The following is a 16,026-nucleotide window of genomic DNA, read 5'->3' as shown; positions in this document are numbered from 1 at the left end:
CAACGCCCGAAGCACCGATGCGAAACCGCGGATGCCACCGCAAACGTAGCCCTACAACGTGAGGGCATCATCAAGCGCATGAAGCTGCGCAGGCGTCCCAACATTCTCCCAAAGCCCTTCATGGAGAACACCGGTCGCGCGCCCAAGCGCAATCGTTTCGCGATAGTAGGGAGTAAGCGCCCGCCGCGTCCCAGCGGCAATATCCAGAAACATCCGCGTGTCATACACGCCGATGCTGCCGAACGTATACCGGGGAGCGCCTTCTAAAGACAAACGCCCGTCGCTAGCCAGAACAAAATCCCCATCAGGATGAAACGAAGGATTCGGCACCATCAGGAGATGCATCCCTGGCTCATCCATAGCCGCCAAACGAGCGCCTTCAGCCCGCAAGACAGAATAATCAAAATCGGCATACACATCGCCGGCGACGGCGACAAACACTTCCGGCCTGCCGGCGTCCTCCAGCAACGGCAACGCCTGTGCAATGCCGCCCGCCGTCTCGAGCGCATCGCGCTCCGCGGAGTACCGCAAAGAAACGCCATACCGCGAGCCATCGCCGAGGGCAGCTTCGAACTGCTCGCCAAGCCACGCATGATTGATCACGATCGTCGTGAATCCCGCGCGCGCGAGCCTCTCGATCTGCCATTCGATCAGCGCCTTCCCGCCCACTTTCAACAGCGGCTTCGGACACGTGTCCGTCAGAGGCCGCATCCGGTCGCCGCGTCCTGCGGCGAAGATCATCGCTTTGTTCAAGTGCTTCACCCGTCAGAACGTGTAGCCGACTTCAGCCGCGCGGCCTTCCAGGTCATCGAGCAGTTTTGCAAACGGCACGAGCGGCCGGTAGCGCTCGCACACCTTGCGTGCATAGCCGATGAAACGCGGCAGGTCCGCCATGTAATGCGGCTTGCTGTCGCGATAGTTGATCCGGCAGAACAGGCCCAGCACCTTGATGTGCCGCTGCAGGCCCATCCATTCGAGCTGCCGGTAAAATTCGCCGAAGTCGGGATCGACGGGCAGGCCCGCTTTTTTCGCGCGCTCCCAGTAGTACGCAAAGCAGTCGAGTTCGAACTCCTCGTCCCAGCCGATGAACGCATCGCGCAGCAGCGACGCGACGTCGTACGTGATCGGGCCGTACACCGCGTCCTGAAAGTCGAGCACACCGGGATTCGGGCTCGCGATCATCAGATTGCGCGGCATGAAATCGCGCAGCATGAAAACCTGCGGCTGCGCCATCGCGCTCGCGACCAGCAACGCAAACGTGCGATCGAGCACGCCGCGCGTAGGGTCGTCGACCTCGCGGCCCAGATGCCGGCCGATGAACCATTCCGGCATCAGCTCCATCTCGCGTCGGAGGAAGGCTTCGTCGAAGGGCGGCAGCACGTCGTCGCGCGACGCGAGCTGCCAGCGGATCAGCGCGTCGAGCGCGGCGCGCATCAGCTGCTTCGCCTCGGCGGGACTGCTGTCCCTGAGCGTCGACAGATACGACTGCGTGCCGAGATCGGTGACGAGCATGAAACCCGCGTCGATATCGACTTCGAGCACGCGCGGCACATGCACGCCCGCGTCGGCCAGCAGGCCGGCCACCTGGACGAACTCGCGGCACTTTTCGGGCGGCGGCGCATCGACGGCGATTACCGACGCGCCGCTTGCTGCAAGCCCGGCGCCACTGCCCGCGAGGCGGAAGTAGCGCCGGAAGCTTGCGTCGGCGGAAGCCGGCGCGAGGGTCGCGAGGTCGAGACGGTAGCGGTCGGCGTGAGTGCGCAGCCAGCCGTTGAGAAGCTCGAGGCGGGTGTCCGCCGTCGAAGAAGCGGATGTAAGGGAAGATGCAGGGGAATGCGTCATGAAAAGCAGGCGACAAAATCGGGGTGGGCAACGTCTTGCCATATAATACCCCACGACTTTTTTGACGCGACTCGCGTCAGTTCTCGCGCATCTCGTTGGATCGCCCGCCTTACCGCTGCATGAATCGTCAATAGTTGTGCATTCGATGCCCGATTGCACAGGCGGCAACTCGTGACTGATGACCGGGCAAATGAACTGACAGCAGGGCCGATACGCCAAACGATACATGCCGCCCAGACAGCTTTTCCCAATCACTCCCTCCTCTGACGGCCTGCCGCGCAGAAGGCGGCTCGCAGCGGCGCTGATCGCCGTGCCGGGTCTGCTGCCCGCGCTGTCGCACGCGCAGCTGGCGGGGGAGGCGGCGCAGGCGCAGCCGATAGACGCGCCGTGGGGCCTGCGGCTGGCTCCACAACTCGAAGAACATTCGACACCCGACGGCCAGAGTCCCGCCACCTTCGTGCTGGGCGACTCGACCACGGGCACGGCCGATCAGGACATCGCAGCCAAGGGCTCAGCCGAAGTCCGCCGTGGCACCTCGGCACTGAAGGCCGACGCGCTTCATTACGATCAGGATACGGACATGGCCGATGCGTACGGCAATGTCCATCTGTCCGGCAATGGCGCCCGCTTCGCAGGCCCGGAAGCGCACATGAAGCTCGAGTCGAGCGAAGGCTTCATGACCACGCCGAAGTACCACTTCAACGTGACGGGCGGCTCGGGCAGCGCGGAGCGCGTCGATCTGCTCGACAACGAGCGCTCGGTGTTCACGCGCGGCACTTATACGGCGTGCGAGTGCGCGGAAGACCCGGCGTGGTACATCAAGGGCAGCGAGTTCGATTTCGATACGGGCGCCGATAACGGCGTCGCGCACAACGGCGTGCTGTTCTTCGAGGGCGTGCCCGTTTTCGCGAGCCCGTGGCTGTCGTTCCCGCTGTCGGGCGCGCGGCGCAGTGGTCTGTTGCCGCCCACGGCAACGCTCAGTTCGACCAGCGGCTTCGAACTGTCGCTGCCGTACTACTTCAATATTGCGCCGAACCGCGACCTCACCGTCACGCCGCGCATCCTGTCGAAGCGCGGCGTGCAGTTGCAGTCGACCTTCCGGTATCTGTCGCCAACCTATAGCGGTTCGATCACGGGCGAGTATCTTCCCGACGACAAGATCACGCACACGAACCGCTACGCGCTGTATATCCAGCACAACCAGAACTTCGGTTCGGGCTTCGGCGGGTACATCTACTACAACAAGGTCTCGGACAACACGTATCCGGAAGACCTGGCGTCGACGACCAACCAGTTCCTGAACGGCACGCAGCTGCTGTATCAGCAGGAAGCGGGTCTCACGTACAACAACGGGCCGTGGTCCGTGCTCGCGCGCGAGCAGCACTGGCAGACGCTGTCGCCGTCCATCGCGCCGTACGGCCGCGAGCCGCAGTTGAACGTGAAGTACGCGAAGTACAACGTCGGCGGCTTCGACTTTGGCGCGGAAGCGGACTACACGCGCTTTCGCATCACGACAGCGGACGCGACGGAAGGCGATCGTGTCGTCTTCAATCCGTACCTGTCGTACTCCGTCGTGGGTCCGGGTTACTTCGTCACGCCGAAGGTGCAATGGCACTTCGCGTCGTACGACCTGAGCAATATCGGCACGGGCGCGCCCGCGAACCAGCCGAAGAACTTCACGGAGTCGGTGCCGACGTTCTCGTTCGACACCGGCCTGATCTTCGACCGCTCGGTGCGCGTGTTCGGCGAGGACTATATCCAGACGCTGGAACCGCGTCTGTACTACGTCTACACGCCATATCGCAACCAGAGCTTCGCGCCGCTGTTCGACACGGCGGAGTCGGACTTCGGTCTCGCTGAAATCTTCACGCCGAACACATTCGTCGGTAACGACCGGATCGCCGACGCAAACCGCCTGACGGCCGCGCTCACCACGCGTTTCCTGAACCCGGCGACGGGCGACGAGCGCGCGCGTTTCGTGATCGCGCAGCAGTACTATTTCCGCGATCAGCGCGTCACGCTGAATCAGACGCAGACCACGGCACAGGCGACGCATTCGGACCTGATTCTCGGCGCGTCGCTGAAGCTCGGGGCCGGTTTCGCCTCGGAAACGGCGTTCCAATATAATGCGGACAACAATCAGCTGGTCAAGACCAGCGTCGGCTTCGGATACAGCCCCGCTTCCGGCAAGGTCATCAACGTCGGCTACCGGTACACGCGCGCCAACACGACGCTCGACAATCAGCCGATCAACCAGCTGCTGATCTCGGGTCAGTGGCCGCTCATGCACCGGGTCTACGGCGTCGGGCGGATCAATTACGACCTGAAAGGCCATCGCGCCGTCGACGCGCTTCTCGGCGTGCAATACGACGCGGATTGCTGGACGCTCGGCGTCGGTTTCCAGCGCTATGCAAACGGGGTCAACTCGACGGGCAGTCAGACGGCCGGCACGCGGGTGCTTGCGCAGCTGACGTTCAAGGGGCTGTCGAGCGTCGACAACGGTCTGATGTCGGCGTTCCGCGCCAGCGTGGCGGGCTATCAGCCGCTGCCGCCGCCGCCGCCGCCCGAATCGCAGTTCAACAACTACGAATGAGCGGGTCGCGAGCAACAGACGGGCGCCGCGTCGTTCGCAGGACAGAAACGCAACTTGTTGCATGGGATCCGGGTAAGGCGCCAGAGCGCACGCTCGGGTCGAAAGACGGGCCGAGCGTGCCCGACATCTTTGGAGTATCTGTGGCAATCATGAAAAAGCTTCGCCTGGCAACGTTCGCGACCGGCTTCGCTGCGGCCGCTTCCATTCTGCTGGCCGGACCCGCGCACGCGCAGGCACTGGGCGGCAACAGCAACAGCCAGACGGTCGATACGATCGCGGCTGTCGTCAATAACGGGGTCATCACGCAGCGCGAGCTGGACACGCGCGTCGGCCTGATCACGAAGCGTCTGAACCAGCAGCACGCGCCCATCCCGCCCGCCGACCAGCTGCGCCAGCAGGTGCTGAACCAGATGGTGCTCGAACGCATCCAGCTGCAGAAGGCGCGCGAAGACGGCATCACGGTCGACGACGCGACCGTGCAGCGCACGCTCGAACGTCTCGCCCAGGCGAACAACATGCAGCTCGATATGTACCGGGCGCGTATCGAGGCGCAAGGCGTGCCCTGGTCGACTTTCATGGGCGACGCGAAGACGGAACTGATCCTGTCGCGTCTGCGAGAAAAGGAAGTGGACAGCAAGGTCACCGTGTCGGACGCGGAAGTGGCGAACTACATCGCCAGCCAGCGCGGACCGACGGCAGGCCTGACCAGCGATCTGCGCATGGAGCACATCCTTCTGAAGGCGCCGCTCAACGCAGCGCAGACGGATATCGAAGCTGCTCAGGCGAAGGCGAACTCGCTGCTGCAGGACGCCATGAAGGGCGACAACTTCGAAAAGCTCGCAAAGAGCAATTCGCAGGCAGCGGATGCGTCGAAGGGCGGCGATCTGGGCTTCCAGGCACCGTCGAAACTGCCGCCTGAATTCGTGACGGCGGCTTCGACGCTGCGTCCGGGCCAGGTCAATCCGTCCGTGATCCGCACCAACGACGGCTTCGAAATCGTGCGTCTCGTCGAGCGCCGCTCGGGCCAGGGCGCGACGTCCGCCGATTCGACCAAGCTCACGCAGACGCACGTGCGCCATATCCTGCTGCGCGTCGGCGACGGCATGTCGGAACCGCAGGCACGCCAGAAGCTGCTCGAAATCCGCCAGGAAATCGAATCGGGCCAGGGCGACTTCGACAAGTTCGCGCGCACGTATTCGCAGGACGGCTCGGCATCGCAAGGCGGCGATCTCGGCTGGATCAGCCCGGGCGAAACGGTTCCCGAATTCGAACGCGCGATGAATGCGCTGCAGGACAACCAGATCAGCCAGCCCGTGCGAAGCGAGTACGGCTACCACCTGATCCAGGTGCTCGCCCGCCGCGAAGCGGAAGGCTCGGTCTCGCAGCAGATGGACCTCGCGCGCCAGGCAATCGGTCAGCGCAAGGCGGAACAGGCGTATGCCGACTGGCTGCGTGAACTGCGCGACACCGCGTATGTCGATTACAAGGCAGGCCCCTACTCGGGGACACCCGCGGGCACGTCCGCGGACAACTCCGCGCAATAACCTCTGGAATCGTCATGACCGCTGCCGAGCCCTCGAACGCACCGTTGAACATCGCGATCACCACGGGCGAACCGGCTGGCGTCGGTCCTGAACTGACGGCACAGGCGCTCGCGGCGGCGGGTGCGCACTGGCCCGACGCGCACTTCACGGTGCTTGGCGACAGCGGTCTGATGAACGATCGCGCGCAGGCCGTCGGGATCGACTGGGCGGCGCAGCAGGGCGCGCGCATCGCCATGCAGCATCATGCGCTTGCCGTGCCCGCGCAGGCCGGCAAGCTCGACGCGCACAACGGCCCATACGTGCTCGGTCTGCTCGATGCCGCGATCGACGGCGCGCTCGCGGGCACCTTCGATGCCATCGTCACCGCACCGCTGCAGAAGAGCACGATCAACGATGCCGGCGTGCCGTTCACGGGTCATACCGAATACCTGGCAGAGCGCACCCGTACGCCGCGCGTCGTGATGATGCTGGCGGGCACGGGCGCAAGACCGCTGCGCGTCGCGCTCGCGACCACGCATCTGCCGCTGAAAGACGTATCGGCGGCCTTGACGGTCGATGGCATCGTCGACACGCTGCGCATCATCGACCACGACCTGCGTCATCATTTCGGCCTGCCTGCGCCGCGCATTCTCGTCACGGGCCTGAACCCGCATGCGGGCGAAAACGGCTATCTGGGCCGCGAGGAAATCGATGTGATCTCGCCCGCGCTGAAACTGGCCAACGGGCAGGGCATCGACGCGCGCGGTCCGTATCCGGCCGATACCCTGTTTCAGCCGCGTTATCTGAACGAAGCCGACTGCGTGCTCGCGATGTTCCACGATCAGGGTCTGCCCGTGCTCAAATACGCGACATTCGGCGAAGGCATCAACGTGACGCTGGGCCTGCCGATCATCCGCACGTCCGTCGATCACGGCACGGCGCTCGATCTTGCCGGCACGGGCCGCGCGGACGCGGGCAGCCTGATCGCCGCGATCGACACGGCCGTTTTCATGGCGCGCAACCGGCGCGCCGCGTGATTTTTTCGTAGCTTCTCTCGATGTCGAACAGTTCAAGCAGTTCAAACAGACAGCACCAGGGCCACTTCGCGCGTAAGCGTTTTGGACAGAATTTTCTGGTCGACCTGGGCATTATCGATTCGATTGTCGACGTGATCCGTCCGCAACGCGGCGAGCGCATGGTCGAAATCGGTCCGGGTCTGGGCGCGCTTACGGAACCGCTGATCGAGCGTCTCGCGACGCCCGAATCGCCGCTGCATGCCGTCGAGCTGGACCGCGACCTGATCGGGCGTCTGAAGAAGAAATTCGGCGATCTGCTCGAACTGCATGAAGGCGACGCGCTTGCGTTCGACTTCGGCTCGCTCGCGGGCGAGGGCGACAAGCCGAGCCTGCGCATCGTCGGCAATCTGCCGTACAACATTTCCAGTCCGCTGCTGTTTCATCTCGCCACTTTCGCAGAGCGCGTGATCGATCAACATTTCATGCTGCAGAACGAAGTGGTGGAGCGCATGGTCGCAGAGCCGGGCAGCAAGGCGTTCAGCCGGCTGTCGGTGATGCTGCAGTACCGCTATGTGATCGACAAGTTGCTCGACGTGCCGCCCGAATCGTTCCAGCCGCCGCCGAAGGTCGACTCGGCCATCGTCCGCATGATTCCCTATGCGCCGCACGAACTGCCCGCCGTCGATGAGGTCACGCTCGGCGGAGTCGTGACAGCCGCCTTTTCGCAGCGCCGCAAGATGTTGCGCAATACGTTGTCCGCGTATCGCGATACTGTCGATTTCGAAGCGCTTGGCTTCGATCTGCAACGCCGAGCCGAAGACGTGCCCGTCGCCGAATACGTGGCTGTTGCGCAGGCTGTATCGGCGGCATCGGGCAGCTAGTACTTCAACGGGCAACGTTAATTCGTTGCATCGTCACAGATCGGCACAGATCAGTGTAGACAGCCCGCAACACGCGGGCTTTCTTTTATCTTCCTGACTCTTCATACAGATTAATCTTACGCTTGCTTGCGTTCGCCTATTTGTGCACCAGCGCCGCCGCACCGCTTTAAGACATTCCCACGCAATTCAAATGCATGCAGTATGAATCAGGAGACGGCATGACGAAGGTGAGCAAGAGGCTGAAGGTCTGCGCGTGGGCCGCGATGTCGCCTGCATTGATGTGCGGAACGGCGCATGCGCAATCGAGCGTCACCTTGTACGGCATCGTCGACGAAAGCGTGCGCTATATGACGCACGTGAACAAGAATGGCGATTCGAGCGTGGGCCTTGGCAACGGCGGCATGTCGGAAAGCCGCTGGGGTTTGCGCGGCGTCGAGGATCTGGGCGGCGGCTGGTCCACCTTCTTCAAGCTCGAAAATCGTATCTACATCAACAGCGGTCAAAGCGATCCGACGCTGCCGTTTTTCAACGAGGCGCAGATCGGCGTGCAATCGTCGTCGTACGGCAAGCTGATCTTCGGGCGGATGCCGAACGTGCTGATCGAAGGCATCACGATTGGCGGTTACGGCAGCAATCCGTGGATTCCGTACGACTTCAGCTTCCAGCCGGAAGTGACGATGTCGGGCGGCATCTGGACGAGCAATCAGGTGCAGTACCAGGCACGCGCGCATGACGTGATGCTGTCGGTGGCGTATGCGTTTGGCGGCGTAGCCGGGCACACGTCGTACGGCTCGCAGTTCGGCGCGGCGGCGGCGTATGCGCCGAGCGGCGGACCGGTGAACATGGGTGGCGCATACGAAGAGACGCGCGATTCCGTCAACGGCAGCACTGCCAAGGCGTGGACCTTCGGCGCGTCGTACACGTGGAATCAGACGCGCTTTGCGCTCGGTTATATCGTCAATCAGAACGACGCGGGCTTTTCGAACTTCGCGAACGGGCCGTTCACGGCGCCCGTGCTGGCTGCGCTCAAGTACACGGATTTTTCACGGCGTCGCATGATACTGGGCGGCATCACGCAGCAGGTGGGCGCCGCGTGGCATTTCGCAGCGAATGTGTGGCGGACTTTGCAGGATGGCAAGACGTCCGCGCAGGACGGGTCTGCGTGGCAGTATCAACTGGTGGCCGACTACAACCTGTCGAAGCGCACAGATATGTATCTGGAGGGCGACTATGCGCTGTATCGCGGCGATCTGATCGGCGCGCAATTGCAGGGCGTGAATGGAGTCGGGTTGGCGCAGAAGGGTTCGCAGATTGGTTTGATGGCGGGGCTGCGGCATCTATTCTAGAAGTGCGGTTCAGCGGACGCGGAGCTTTTTCTGTACATTGACGTCCTCGACATCATCAAGCAACAGGGAGTGCACGATGCGCCTTCTCCATACCATGCTCCGAGTGGGCAATCTCGATCGTTCGATCAAGTTCTACACCGAGCTGCTCGGCATGAAAGTGCTGCGTCGCAATGACTATCCGGAAGGCAAGTTCACGCTGGCGTTCGTCGGTTACGAAGACGAGAAAGACGGCACGGTGATCGAGCTGACGCACAACTGGGACACCGAGTCGTACGACATGGGTAACGCGTTTGGGCACCTCGCTATTGAGGTGGATGACGCGTATGCCGCGTGTGACAAGATCAAGCAGCAGGGTGGCAATGTGGTTCGCGAGGCGGGGCCTATGAAGCATGGCACTACTGTTATCGCGTTTGTCACCGACCCTGACGGGTATAAGATCGAGTTTATTCAGAAGAAGTCGTAGACGGTTTTTTTTTTGTTGTCTGCGACGGTGGGGTTTTTGTTTTTCGCTGGCATCCGCGGTTTCGTATCGGTGCTGCAAGCGTTGCCCCTGTGCGGGGCGGCACCTACTTTTCTTTGCAGCGGCAAAGAAAAGTAGGCAAAAGAAAGCCGCTCACCCCGCCAATCCTTGTTCCTGCCTGCGGGCCCCCAACGGGTCCCGCACTCCAGACGGCATCGCACTGTCTCACGCCCGTTGCCAGCGTGCTCACTGCACGCCTCACCCGCTTCGCATGCCCGCGTCACGCATGCGTTACCAGGAAGTCCACAGCCGCCCAGGTGGCAAACGGTGTGTAGGCCGTCGCGACGAAAGTGCACCACTCCGGACTGAAAAGCGGGATCGGTGTCGTAGAAGCGCCAACGCGTAAGGTGCGACAAGCTACACACAGTTTGCCACCTGGGCTGCGCAGACGATGCGCTGCCGCTGGCTGCGCTACGGGTGATTGGAGTGGGTGATGCGTTTGTTCAATGCGCTGGCAACACGCTTGGAAAAGTGCGATGCCGATTGGAGTGCGGGACCCGTTGAGGGCCCGCAGGCAATGACTAGCATTGGCGGTGTTAGCCCGCTTTCTTTGCTTACTTTCTTTGCGGCGGCAAAGAAAGTAAGTGCCGCCCCGCACAGGGGCAACGCCTGAAGCACCGCCACGAAATCGCGGATGCCGCCACGAAATCGCGGATGCCGCCACGAAATCGCGGATGCCGCCACGAATTCGCGGATGCCACCACGAATTCGCAGATGCCAGCGCAGCAAAAACCAAAACCTGAAAACCAAAATCGCGACTGCGTCGCAGACAAGAAACCCACGCTCAAAGCGTAGGCAAAAGCTCCGGCGGATGATGCTTGAGTGTCTGCCGCGCCTCGCGGAACTCCGGAAAAATCGACTCAACCGTCTGCCAGAACCGCGGACTATGATTCATCTCGCGCAAATGCGCGAGCTCATGCGCGACGACATAGTCGATGACCGACAACGGAAAATGAATCAGCCGCCAGTTCAGGCGGATCTTTCCGTCGCTAGAACAACTGCCCCAGCGCGTCGCCGCCGACGACAACCCATACGCGCGATACGTCACCCCGAGCTTCTCTGCATACACATCGAGACGCTCGCCGAAAATCCGCTTCGCCTCACTCTGCAGCCAGCCCTGCACGCGATCCTTGATCTGCTGCGGATCGGCCTGCGCGGGCAGTGGCAACACGAGCACGTTCTGCGCCGCATCGTACGCAAGCAGACCATTCGACGCCGCAAGCGTCACACGCACGGTGCGCCCGAGATACGGCACTTCGGCGCCGTCTTTCCAGTCGACGCGCGGCATCACGCGCTGTTCGGTGCGCGTCTGCCATTCGGTGAGCTTCGTGAAAATCCAGCGCTGCTTTTCGGCAATCGCCGTTTCGATATCGGCGAGCGTCACCCAGCGCGGTGCCGTGATCGTGAGCCCCGTGCTGTCGATCGCGAAACCAATCGAGCGGCGCGCCGAGCGCTTCAGCGCATAGTGCAGCGTACGCGCGCCGAGCGTGACGCTGCGCAGTTTCGAACCATCGGGTGCGAGGGGAGCGGCGGCCTTGGGTTGCGGCGGCGCGGCCGATTGGACCGGCTCGTCGAAGAGCGGCAGATCGAGTTGCCGGCTATCGAGCGCCGCAGCAGGCTGCGGCTTGGAAGACTTCTGCATCGGACTCACTTCGCGCTGATACGCTGCGACGCGCACGAGTGCGCATGCAGCGTGGCGCGTCAGATTCGGGCGGCGGCGGGCGTACTCTGCTCGTCGCCATAAGCGGCTGGATCGATGCGGCGCATCTCGGCTTCGATCCACGTTTCGACGCGCGTGTTCACTTCGTCGGGCGTGAGCCCGGTGGTATCGATCGGTTTGCCGATCGACACTGTGACTATACCCGGATATTTCGTAAACGAGTTGCGCGGCCACACACGTCCCGCGTTATGCGCGATAGGCACGACGACCGCGCCCGTCGCGACGGCGAAGCGCGCGCCACCCGTCTTGTACTTGCCCTGCCTGCCCGTCGGCGTGCGCGTGCCTTCGGGGAACATGATGACCCATGCGCCTTCCGACATGCGCCGCGCGCCTTGTCGCGTGACCGACGCAAACGCGTTCTTCCCTTCCTTGCGGTCGATGTGAATCATCTTCAGCAAACCAAGCGCCCAGCCGAAGAACGGCACGTACAGCAGCTCGCGTTTGAACACGTAGCACAGCGGACGCGGCATGAGCGCGGGAAACGCGAGCGTCTCCCACGCGGACTGATGCTTCGACAGCAGCACGGCAGGACCGTTCGGCAGATTGTCCATGCCGCGAATTTCGTAGCGAATGCCATTCAGCCAGCGCACGACGGCGAGCGTCGCGCGGCACCAGCCGACCGCCATCCAGTACCGGTTGTCGGCGCGCATGAACGGAAACGCGAAGAAGCACGCGGTCGCGTACGGAATCGTGAACACCGCGAAGAAGATCAGCAGCAACAGCGAGCGGATGAAGCGCATCGGCGTGGTCAGTGAGATGTGGACGCGCTATGCGCGCGTCATTCTTGTTCTTCGGCGAGAAAGTCGAGAGCGAACGCGCGCAGATCGTCATGCACGCGCGTACCCTCGGGCAAACCGCCTGCTTCGAGCGTCTTCTTGCCTTTGCCCGTGAGCACCAGATGCGGCACGAAACCGAGCGCCGCGCCCGCCTGCAGATCGCGCAGCGAATCGCCGACGCACGGCGTGTCTTCCGGGTCGATCTCGAAGCGCTCGGCGATCATCTTCAGCATGCCGGGCTTCGGCTTGCGACATTCGCAGTGGTCGTCGGCCGTATGCGGGCAGAAGAACACCGCGTCGATGCGCCCGCCGACGGCGGCCGCCGCACGATGCATCTTCAGATGCATCGCGTTGAGCGCATCCATGTCGAACAGGCCGCGGCCGATGCCCGACTGATTCGTCGCGATCACCACGCGATAACCCGCCTGGTTGAGCCGCGCGATTGCTTCGAGGCTGCCGGGCAACGCGACCCACTCGTCGGGCGATTTGATGAACGCATCCGAGTCGACGTTGATTACGCCGTCCCGGTCGAGCACTACCAGTTTCTTTGCAGTCGGCATGATGCGTCGCTCAGGCTGCGAGCCGCGAAATATCCGCGACGCAGTTCATCTGTTGATGCAGCGCGCCGAGCAGCGCAAGGCGATTCGCGCGCAGCGCCGGGTCTTCTGCGTTGACCATCACGTCGTTGAAGAACGTGTCGACGGGTTCACGCAGCGCCGCGAGCGCCGACAGCGCGCCCGTGTACTGACGCTCGGCCAGTTGCGACTGCACGCGCGGCGCGACCTGTTCGAGCTGTGCGTGCAGCGCTTTTTCGGCCGCCTCGATGAGCAGCGCGGTCTGCACGCCGTTCCCGCTCGCACCTTCCGACTTCTTCAGGATGTTTGAAATGCGCTTGTTCGCCGCCGCCAGCGAAGCCGCTTCCGCGAGCGCCGCGAATTCGCGCACGGCATCCAGACGCGCGACGATGTCGTCGAAACGCGTCGGGTTCAGCGCGAGCACGGCATCCACTTCGCCTGCCGAATAGCCGCGCTCGCGCAGCATGCCGCGCAGACGGTCGATACAGAATTCGTAAATGGCTTGCGTCGAATCGGCGACGTTCGGCACGTTCGCGAATTGCGCGTTTGCTGCGCGCAGCAATTCGATGAGATCGATCGGCAACTGCTTCTCGACCAGAATGCGCAGCACGCCTAGCGCGTGACGGCGCAGCGCGAACGGATCCTTTTCGCCTGTCGGTTGCAGGCCGATGCCCCAGATGCCGACCAGCGTTTCGAGCTTGTCGGCGAGCGCGACGACCGTGCCCGTCGCCGTCGACGGCAATGCGTCGCCGGAGAAGCGCGGCTGATAGTGCTCCGAGCACGCGAGCGCCACTTCTTCCGGCTCGCCGTCGTGGCGCGCGTAGTACGTGCCCATCGTGCCTTGCAGCTCGGGGAATTCGCCGACCATGTCGGTCAACAAGTCGGCCTTCGCGAGATGCGCGCCGCGCTTCGCGAGCGCGACGTCGGCGCCGATCATCTGCGCGATGGCGTCTGCCAGCGCTTCGACGCGCTCGACGCGTTGCAGCGCCGAGCCGAGCTTGTTGTGATAAACGACGTTCGCGAGTTGCGGCACGCGGTCCGCGAGCGGCTTCTTCTTGTCGTGCTCGAAGAAGAACTTCGCGTCGGCGAGGCGCGGGCGCACCACGCGCTCATTGCCTTCGACGATTTCGGCGGGCGTCTTCGTCTCGATGTTCGACACGATCAGGAAACGCGAATGCAGCTTGCCGTTCGTGTCGGTGAGTGCGAAGTACTTCTGGTTCGTCTGCATCGTGAGGATCAGGCATTCCTGCGGCACTTGCAGGAACTCGTCCTCGAACTTGCACGCGTACACGACGGGCCATTCGACCAGCGACGTCACTTCGTCGAGCAGCGACTCGGGCATCACGACCTGGTCGCCGTTCGCCTGCGCGAGCAGATGCGTGCGGATCGTTTCCTTGCGGTCCGCGAAGTTCGGCACGACCTTGCCCTTGTGCATCAGCGTGTCGGCGTAATGATCCGCGTGCTGGATCTGCACGAAGCCTTCGGACAGGAAGCGGTGGCCGAGCGTGGTGTCGTCGGCATCGATGCCGAATGCGGTGACGGGCACGATCTCCTTGTCGTGCAGCACCGTCAGGCGATGCACGGGGCGTACGAACTGCACGTTCGAGCCGTCCGGCCGCTGATACGTCATCACCTTCGGAATGGGCAGCTTCGCGAGCGTTTCGTCGAGCGCGGCCTGCAGCCCTTCGGCGAGCGTCGCGCCGGGCGCGGCGTAGCGCAGGAAGAACGCGTCGGCCTTGCCGTCGTTCGCGCGTTCGAGATCGTTCACCGAGAAATCGGGGAAGCCGAGCGCCGCGAGCTTCTTGGCGAGCGGCGGCGTGGGCTGGCCGTTCGCATCGAGTGCGACGGACACGGGCAGCACTTTTTCGCGCACGTGTCTTTCGGGCGCGACGTTGCGCACGTTTTTGACCGTGACGGCGAGACGGCGCGGCGTCGCGTAACGTTCGAACTGCAACGCGCCTTCGATCAGATCGCGCGCGGCGAGACGTTGCGCGATGCCTTCCGCGAACGCATCGCCTAGACGCGCGAGCGCCTTGGGCGGCAGTTCTTCCGTCAGCAGTTCGACGAGCAGGGTGGCTTGATGGGATTGCGTCATGTCTTCTTGGTCTCGTCAGTCCTGGTCGATCTTGCGTTCGACCTTCAGCGGCGGCGCCCAAGCGGGCATCGCGGCATCCTGTTCGTCAGTGGTGAGGCCGGGCACGCCGTGCACGGGATTGCCGAGCATCGGGAAACCGAGCTTTTCGCGCGAGTCGTAGTACGCCTGCGCAACGAGGCGCGACAGCGCGCGAATGCGGCCGATGTACGCCGCGCGTTCCGTCACGGAGATCGCGCCGCGTGCGTCGAGCAGATTGAATGTGTGCGCGGCCTTCAACACGAGTTCGTAGGCGGGCAACGCGAGCGGCACTTCGATCATGCGCTTCGCTTCGCTTTCGTAGCTGTTGAAGAACGTGAACAGCAGATCGGTGTTCGCGTGCTCGAAGTTATATGTGGACTGTTCGACTTCGTTCTGGTGATACACGTCGCCATACGTGAGGCGGCGCATTTCCGGACCGTTCGGGCCTTGTTCTTCCCACTCGGTCCAGATCAGGTCATAGACGTTCTCGACCTTCTGCAGATACATCGCGAGACGTTCGAGACCGTACGTGATTTCGCCGAGCACCGGCTTGCAGTCGAGGCCGCCCACCTGCTGGAAGTACGTGAACTGCGTCACTTCCATGCCGTTGAGCCACACTTCCCAGCCGAGGCCCCATGCGCCGAGCGTCGGATTTTCCCAGTCGTCCTCGACGAAGCGCACGTCGTTCTGCTTCAGATCGAAGCCGAGCGCTTCGAGCGAGCCGAGGTACAGGTCGAGGATGTTTTCCGGCGCCGGCTTCAGCACCACCTGATACTGGTAGTAGTGCTGCAGACGGTTCGGGTTCTCGCCGTAACGGCCGTCCTTCGGGCGGCGCGACGGCTGCACGTAGGCGGCGCGCCACGGCTCGGGGCCGACCGCGCGCAGGAACGTATGGACGTGGGAAGTGCCCGCGCCGACTTCCATGTCGATCGGCTGGAGCAGCGCGCAACCCTGCTTGTCCCAATAGGATTGCAGCGTCAGGATGATTTGCTGAAACGTGAGCATGAAGTGCCTTGAAGGGTGCCTTTCAGGCAGGACGCGGGTGCCGTGCGGCGTGCGAGGCGCACCGGCCATGCTGGCCGTTCACCCCGTAGCCGGCCGGCTGCGCGGCCCAGTGCTGT

General features: G+C 63.1%; 14 protein-coding genes. 6 read left to right on the top strand and 8 right to left on the bottom strand.

Annotated features, from left to right (window positions below):
- Positions 1–51 precede the first annotated feature (51 nt).
- Positions 52–741 carry an N-acetylmuramate alpha-1-phosphate uridylyltransferase MurU gene (gene murU / locus FRZ40_RS09015; RefSeq protein WP_147234800.1) on the bottom strand — a complete coding sequence of 230 codons (690 nt, stop codon included), beginning with the start codon at positions 739–741 and terminating at the stop codon, positions 52–54.
- Between the two features lie 24 nt (positions 742–765).
- Positions 766–1,842, bottom strand: a complete 1,077-nt coding sequence (locus tag FRZ40_RS09010) for an aminoglycoside phosphotransferase family protein (RefSeq protein WP_147233912.1) — start codon at positions 1,840–1,842, stop codon at positions 766–768.
- 226 nt (positions 1,843–2,068) lie between these two features.
- On the opposite strand from FRZ40_RS09010, the gene FRZ40_RS09005 reads away from it, so the two are divergent.
- The 6 genes from FRZ40_RS09005 (at position 2,069) to gloA (ending at position 9,664) form a co-directional block, all read left to right on the top strand.
- Positions 2,069–4,435: an LPS-assembly protein LptD gene (locus FRZ40_RS09005; protein ID WP_147233911.1), complete on the top strand. Its 2,367-nt coding sequence runs from the start codon at positions 2,069–2,071 to the stop codon at positions 4,433–4,435.
- Between the two features lie 140 nt (positions 4,436–4,575).
- Entirely contained in the window at positions 4,576–5,979 is a 1,404-nt protein-coding gene (locus tag FRZ40_RS09000) for a peptidylprolyl isomerase (RefSeq protein WP_147233910.1), read from the top strand.
- Positions 5,980–5,993: 14 nt separating this feature from the next.
- A complete protein-coding gene (pdxA, locus tag FRZ40_RS08995) occupies positions 5,994–6,995 on the top strand; it encodes a 4-hydroxythreonine-4-phosphate dehydrogenase PdxA (protein ID WP_147233909.1) in 1,002 nt (333 codons plus the stop codon).
- A 20-nt stretch (positions 6,996–7,015) separates the two neighbouring features.
- Positions 7,016–7,855 carry a 16S rRNA (adenine(1518)-N(6)/adenine(1519)-N(6))-dimethyltransferase RsmA gene (gene rsmA, locus FRZ40_RS08990; RefSeq protein WP_147233908.1) on the top strand — a complete coding sequence of 280 codons (840 nt, stop codon included), beginning with the start codon at positions 7,016–7,018 and terminating at the stop codon, positions 7,853–7,855.
- A 218-nt stretch (positions 7,856–8,073) separates the two neighbouring features.
- Positions 8,074–9,201 (top strand): porin, encoded by a 1,128-nt coding sequence (locus tag FRZ40_RS08985; protein WP_147233907.1) that lies wholly within the window; start codon positions 8,074–8,076, stop codon positions 9,199–9,201.
- Between the two features lie 76 nt (positions 9,202–9,277).
- Positions 9,278–9,664 carry a lactoylglutathione lyase gene (gene gloA, locus FRZ40_RS08980; protein ID WP_147233906.1) on the top strand — a complete coding sequence of 129 codons (387 nt, stop codon included), beginning with the start codon at positions 9,278–9,280 and terminating at the stop codon, positions 9,662–9,664.
- Between the two features lie 468 nt (positions 9,665–10,132).
- On the opposite strand, the gene FRZ40_RS44020 is transcribed toward gloA, so the two are convergent.
- From FRZ40_RS44020 to glyQ, 6 genes are read right to left on the bottom strand one after another with little or no spacing between them, the layout of a single operon-like run.
- The gene (locus FRZ40_RS44020; protein WP_158646992.1) at positions 10,133–10,450 is read right to left on the bottom strand and encodes a hypothetical protein; all 318 of its coding nucleotides are present in this window, start codon (positions 10,448–10,450) and stop codon (positions 10,133–10,135) included.
- Between the two features lie 55 nt (positions 10,451–10,505).
- Positions 10,506–11,363, bottom strand: a complete 858-nt coding sequence (locus FRZ40_RS08970; RefSeq protein ID WP_147233904.1) for a M48 family metallopeptidase — start codon at positions 11,361–11,363, stop codon at positions 10,506–10,508.
- Between the two features lie 59 nt (positions 11,364–11,422).
- Positions 11,423–12,181: a lysophospholipid acyltransferase family protein gene (locus FRZ40_RS08965; protein WP_147233903.1), complete on the bottom strand. Its 759-nt coding sequence runs from the start codon at positions 12,179–12,181 to the stop codon at positions 11,423–11,425.
- A 38-nt stretch (positions 12,182–12,219) separates the two neighbouring features.
- Positions 12,220–12,777 (bottom strand): D-glycero-beta-D-manno-heptose 1,7-bisphosphate 7-phosphatase, encoded by a 558-nt coding sequence (gmhB, locus tag FRZ40_RS08960; RefSeq protein WP_028364944.1) that lies wholly within the window; start codon positions 12,775–12,777, stop codon positions 12,220–12,222.
- A 10-nt stretch (positions 12,778–12,787) separates the two neighbouring features.
- Complete coding sequence (gene glyS, locus FRZ40_RS08955) at positions 12,788–14,887, bottom strand: glycine--tRNA ligase subunit beta (RefSeq protein WP_147233902.1); 2,100 nt, start codon at positions 14,885–14,887, stop codon at positions 12,788–12,790.
- Between the two features lie 15 nt (positions 14,888–14,902).
- A complete protein-coding gene (gene glyQ, locus FRZ40_RS08950) occupies positions 14,903–15,910 on the bottom strand; it encodes a glycine--tRNA ligase subunit alpha (protein ID WP_012399825.1) in 1,008 nt (335 codons plus the stop codon).
- Positions 15,911–16,026 lie beyond the last annotated feature (116 nt).

Source organism: Paraburkholderia azotifigens (genome assembly GCF_007995085.1).
GTDB classification, from domain to species: Bacteria; Pseudomonadota; Gammaproteobacteria; order Burkholderiales; family Burkholderiaceae; genus Paraburkholderia; species Paraburkholderia azotifigens.
The sequence above is the reverse complement of the archived record's forward strand: the minus strand, read 5'-3'. Positions and strand labels throughout refer to the sequence as shown.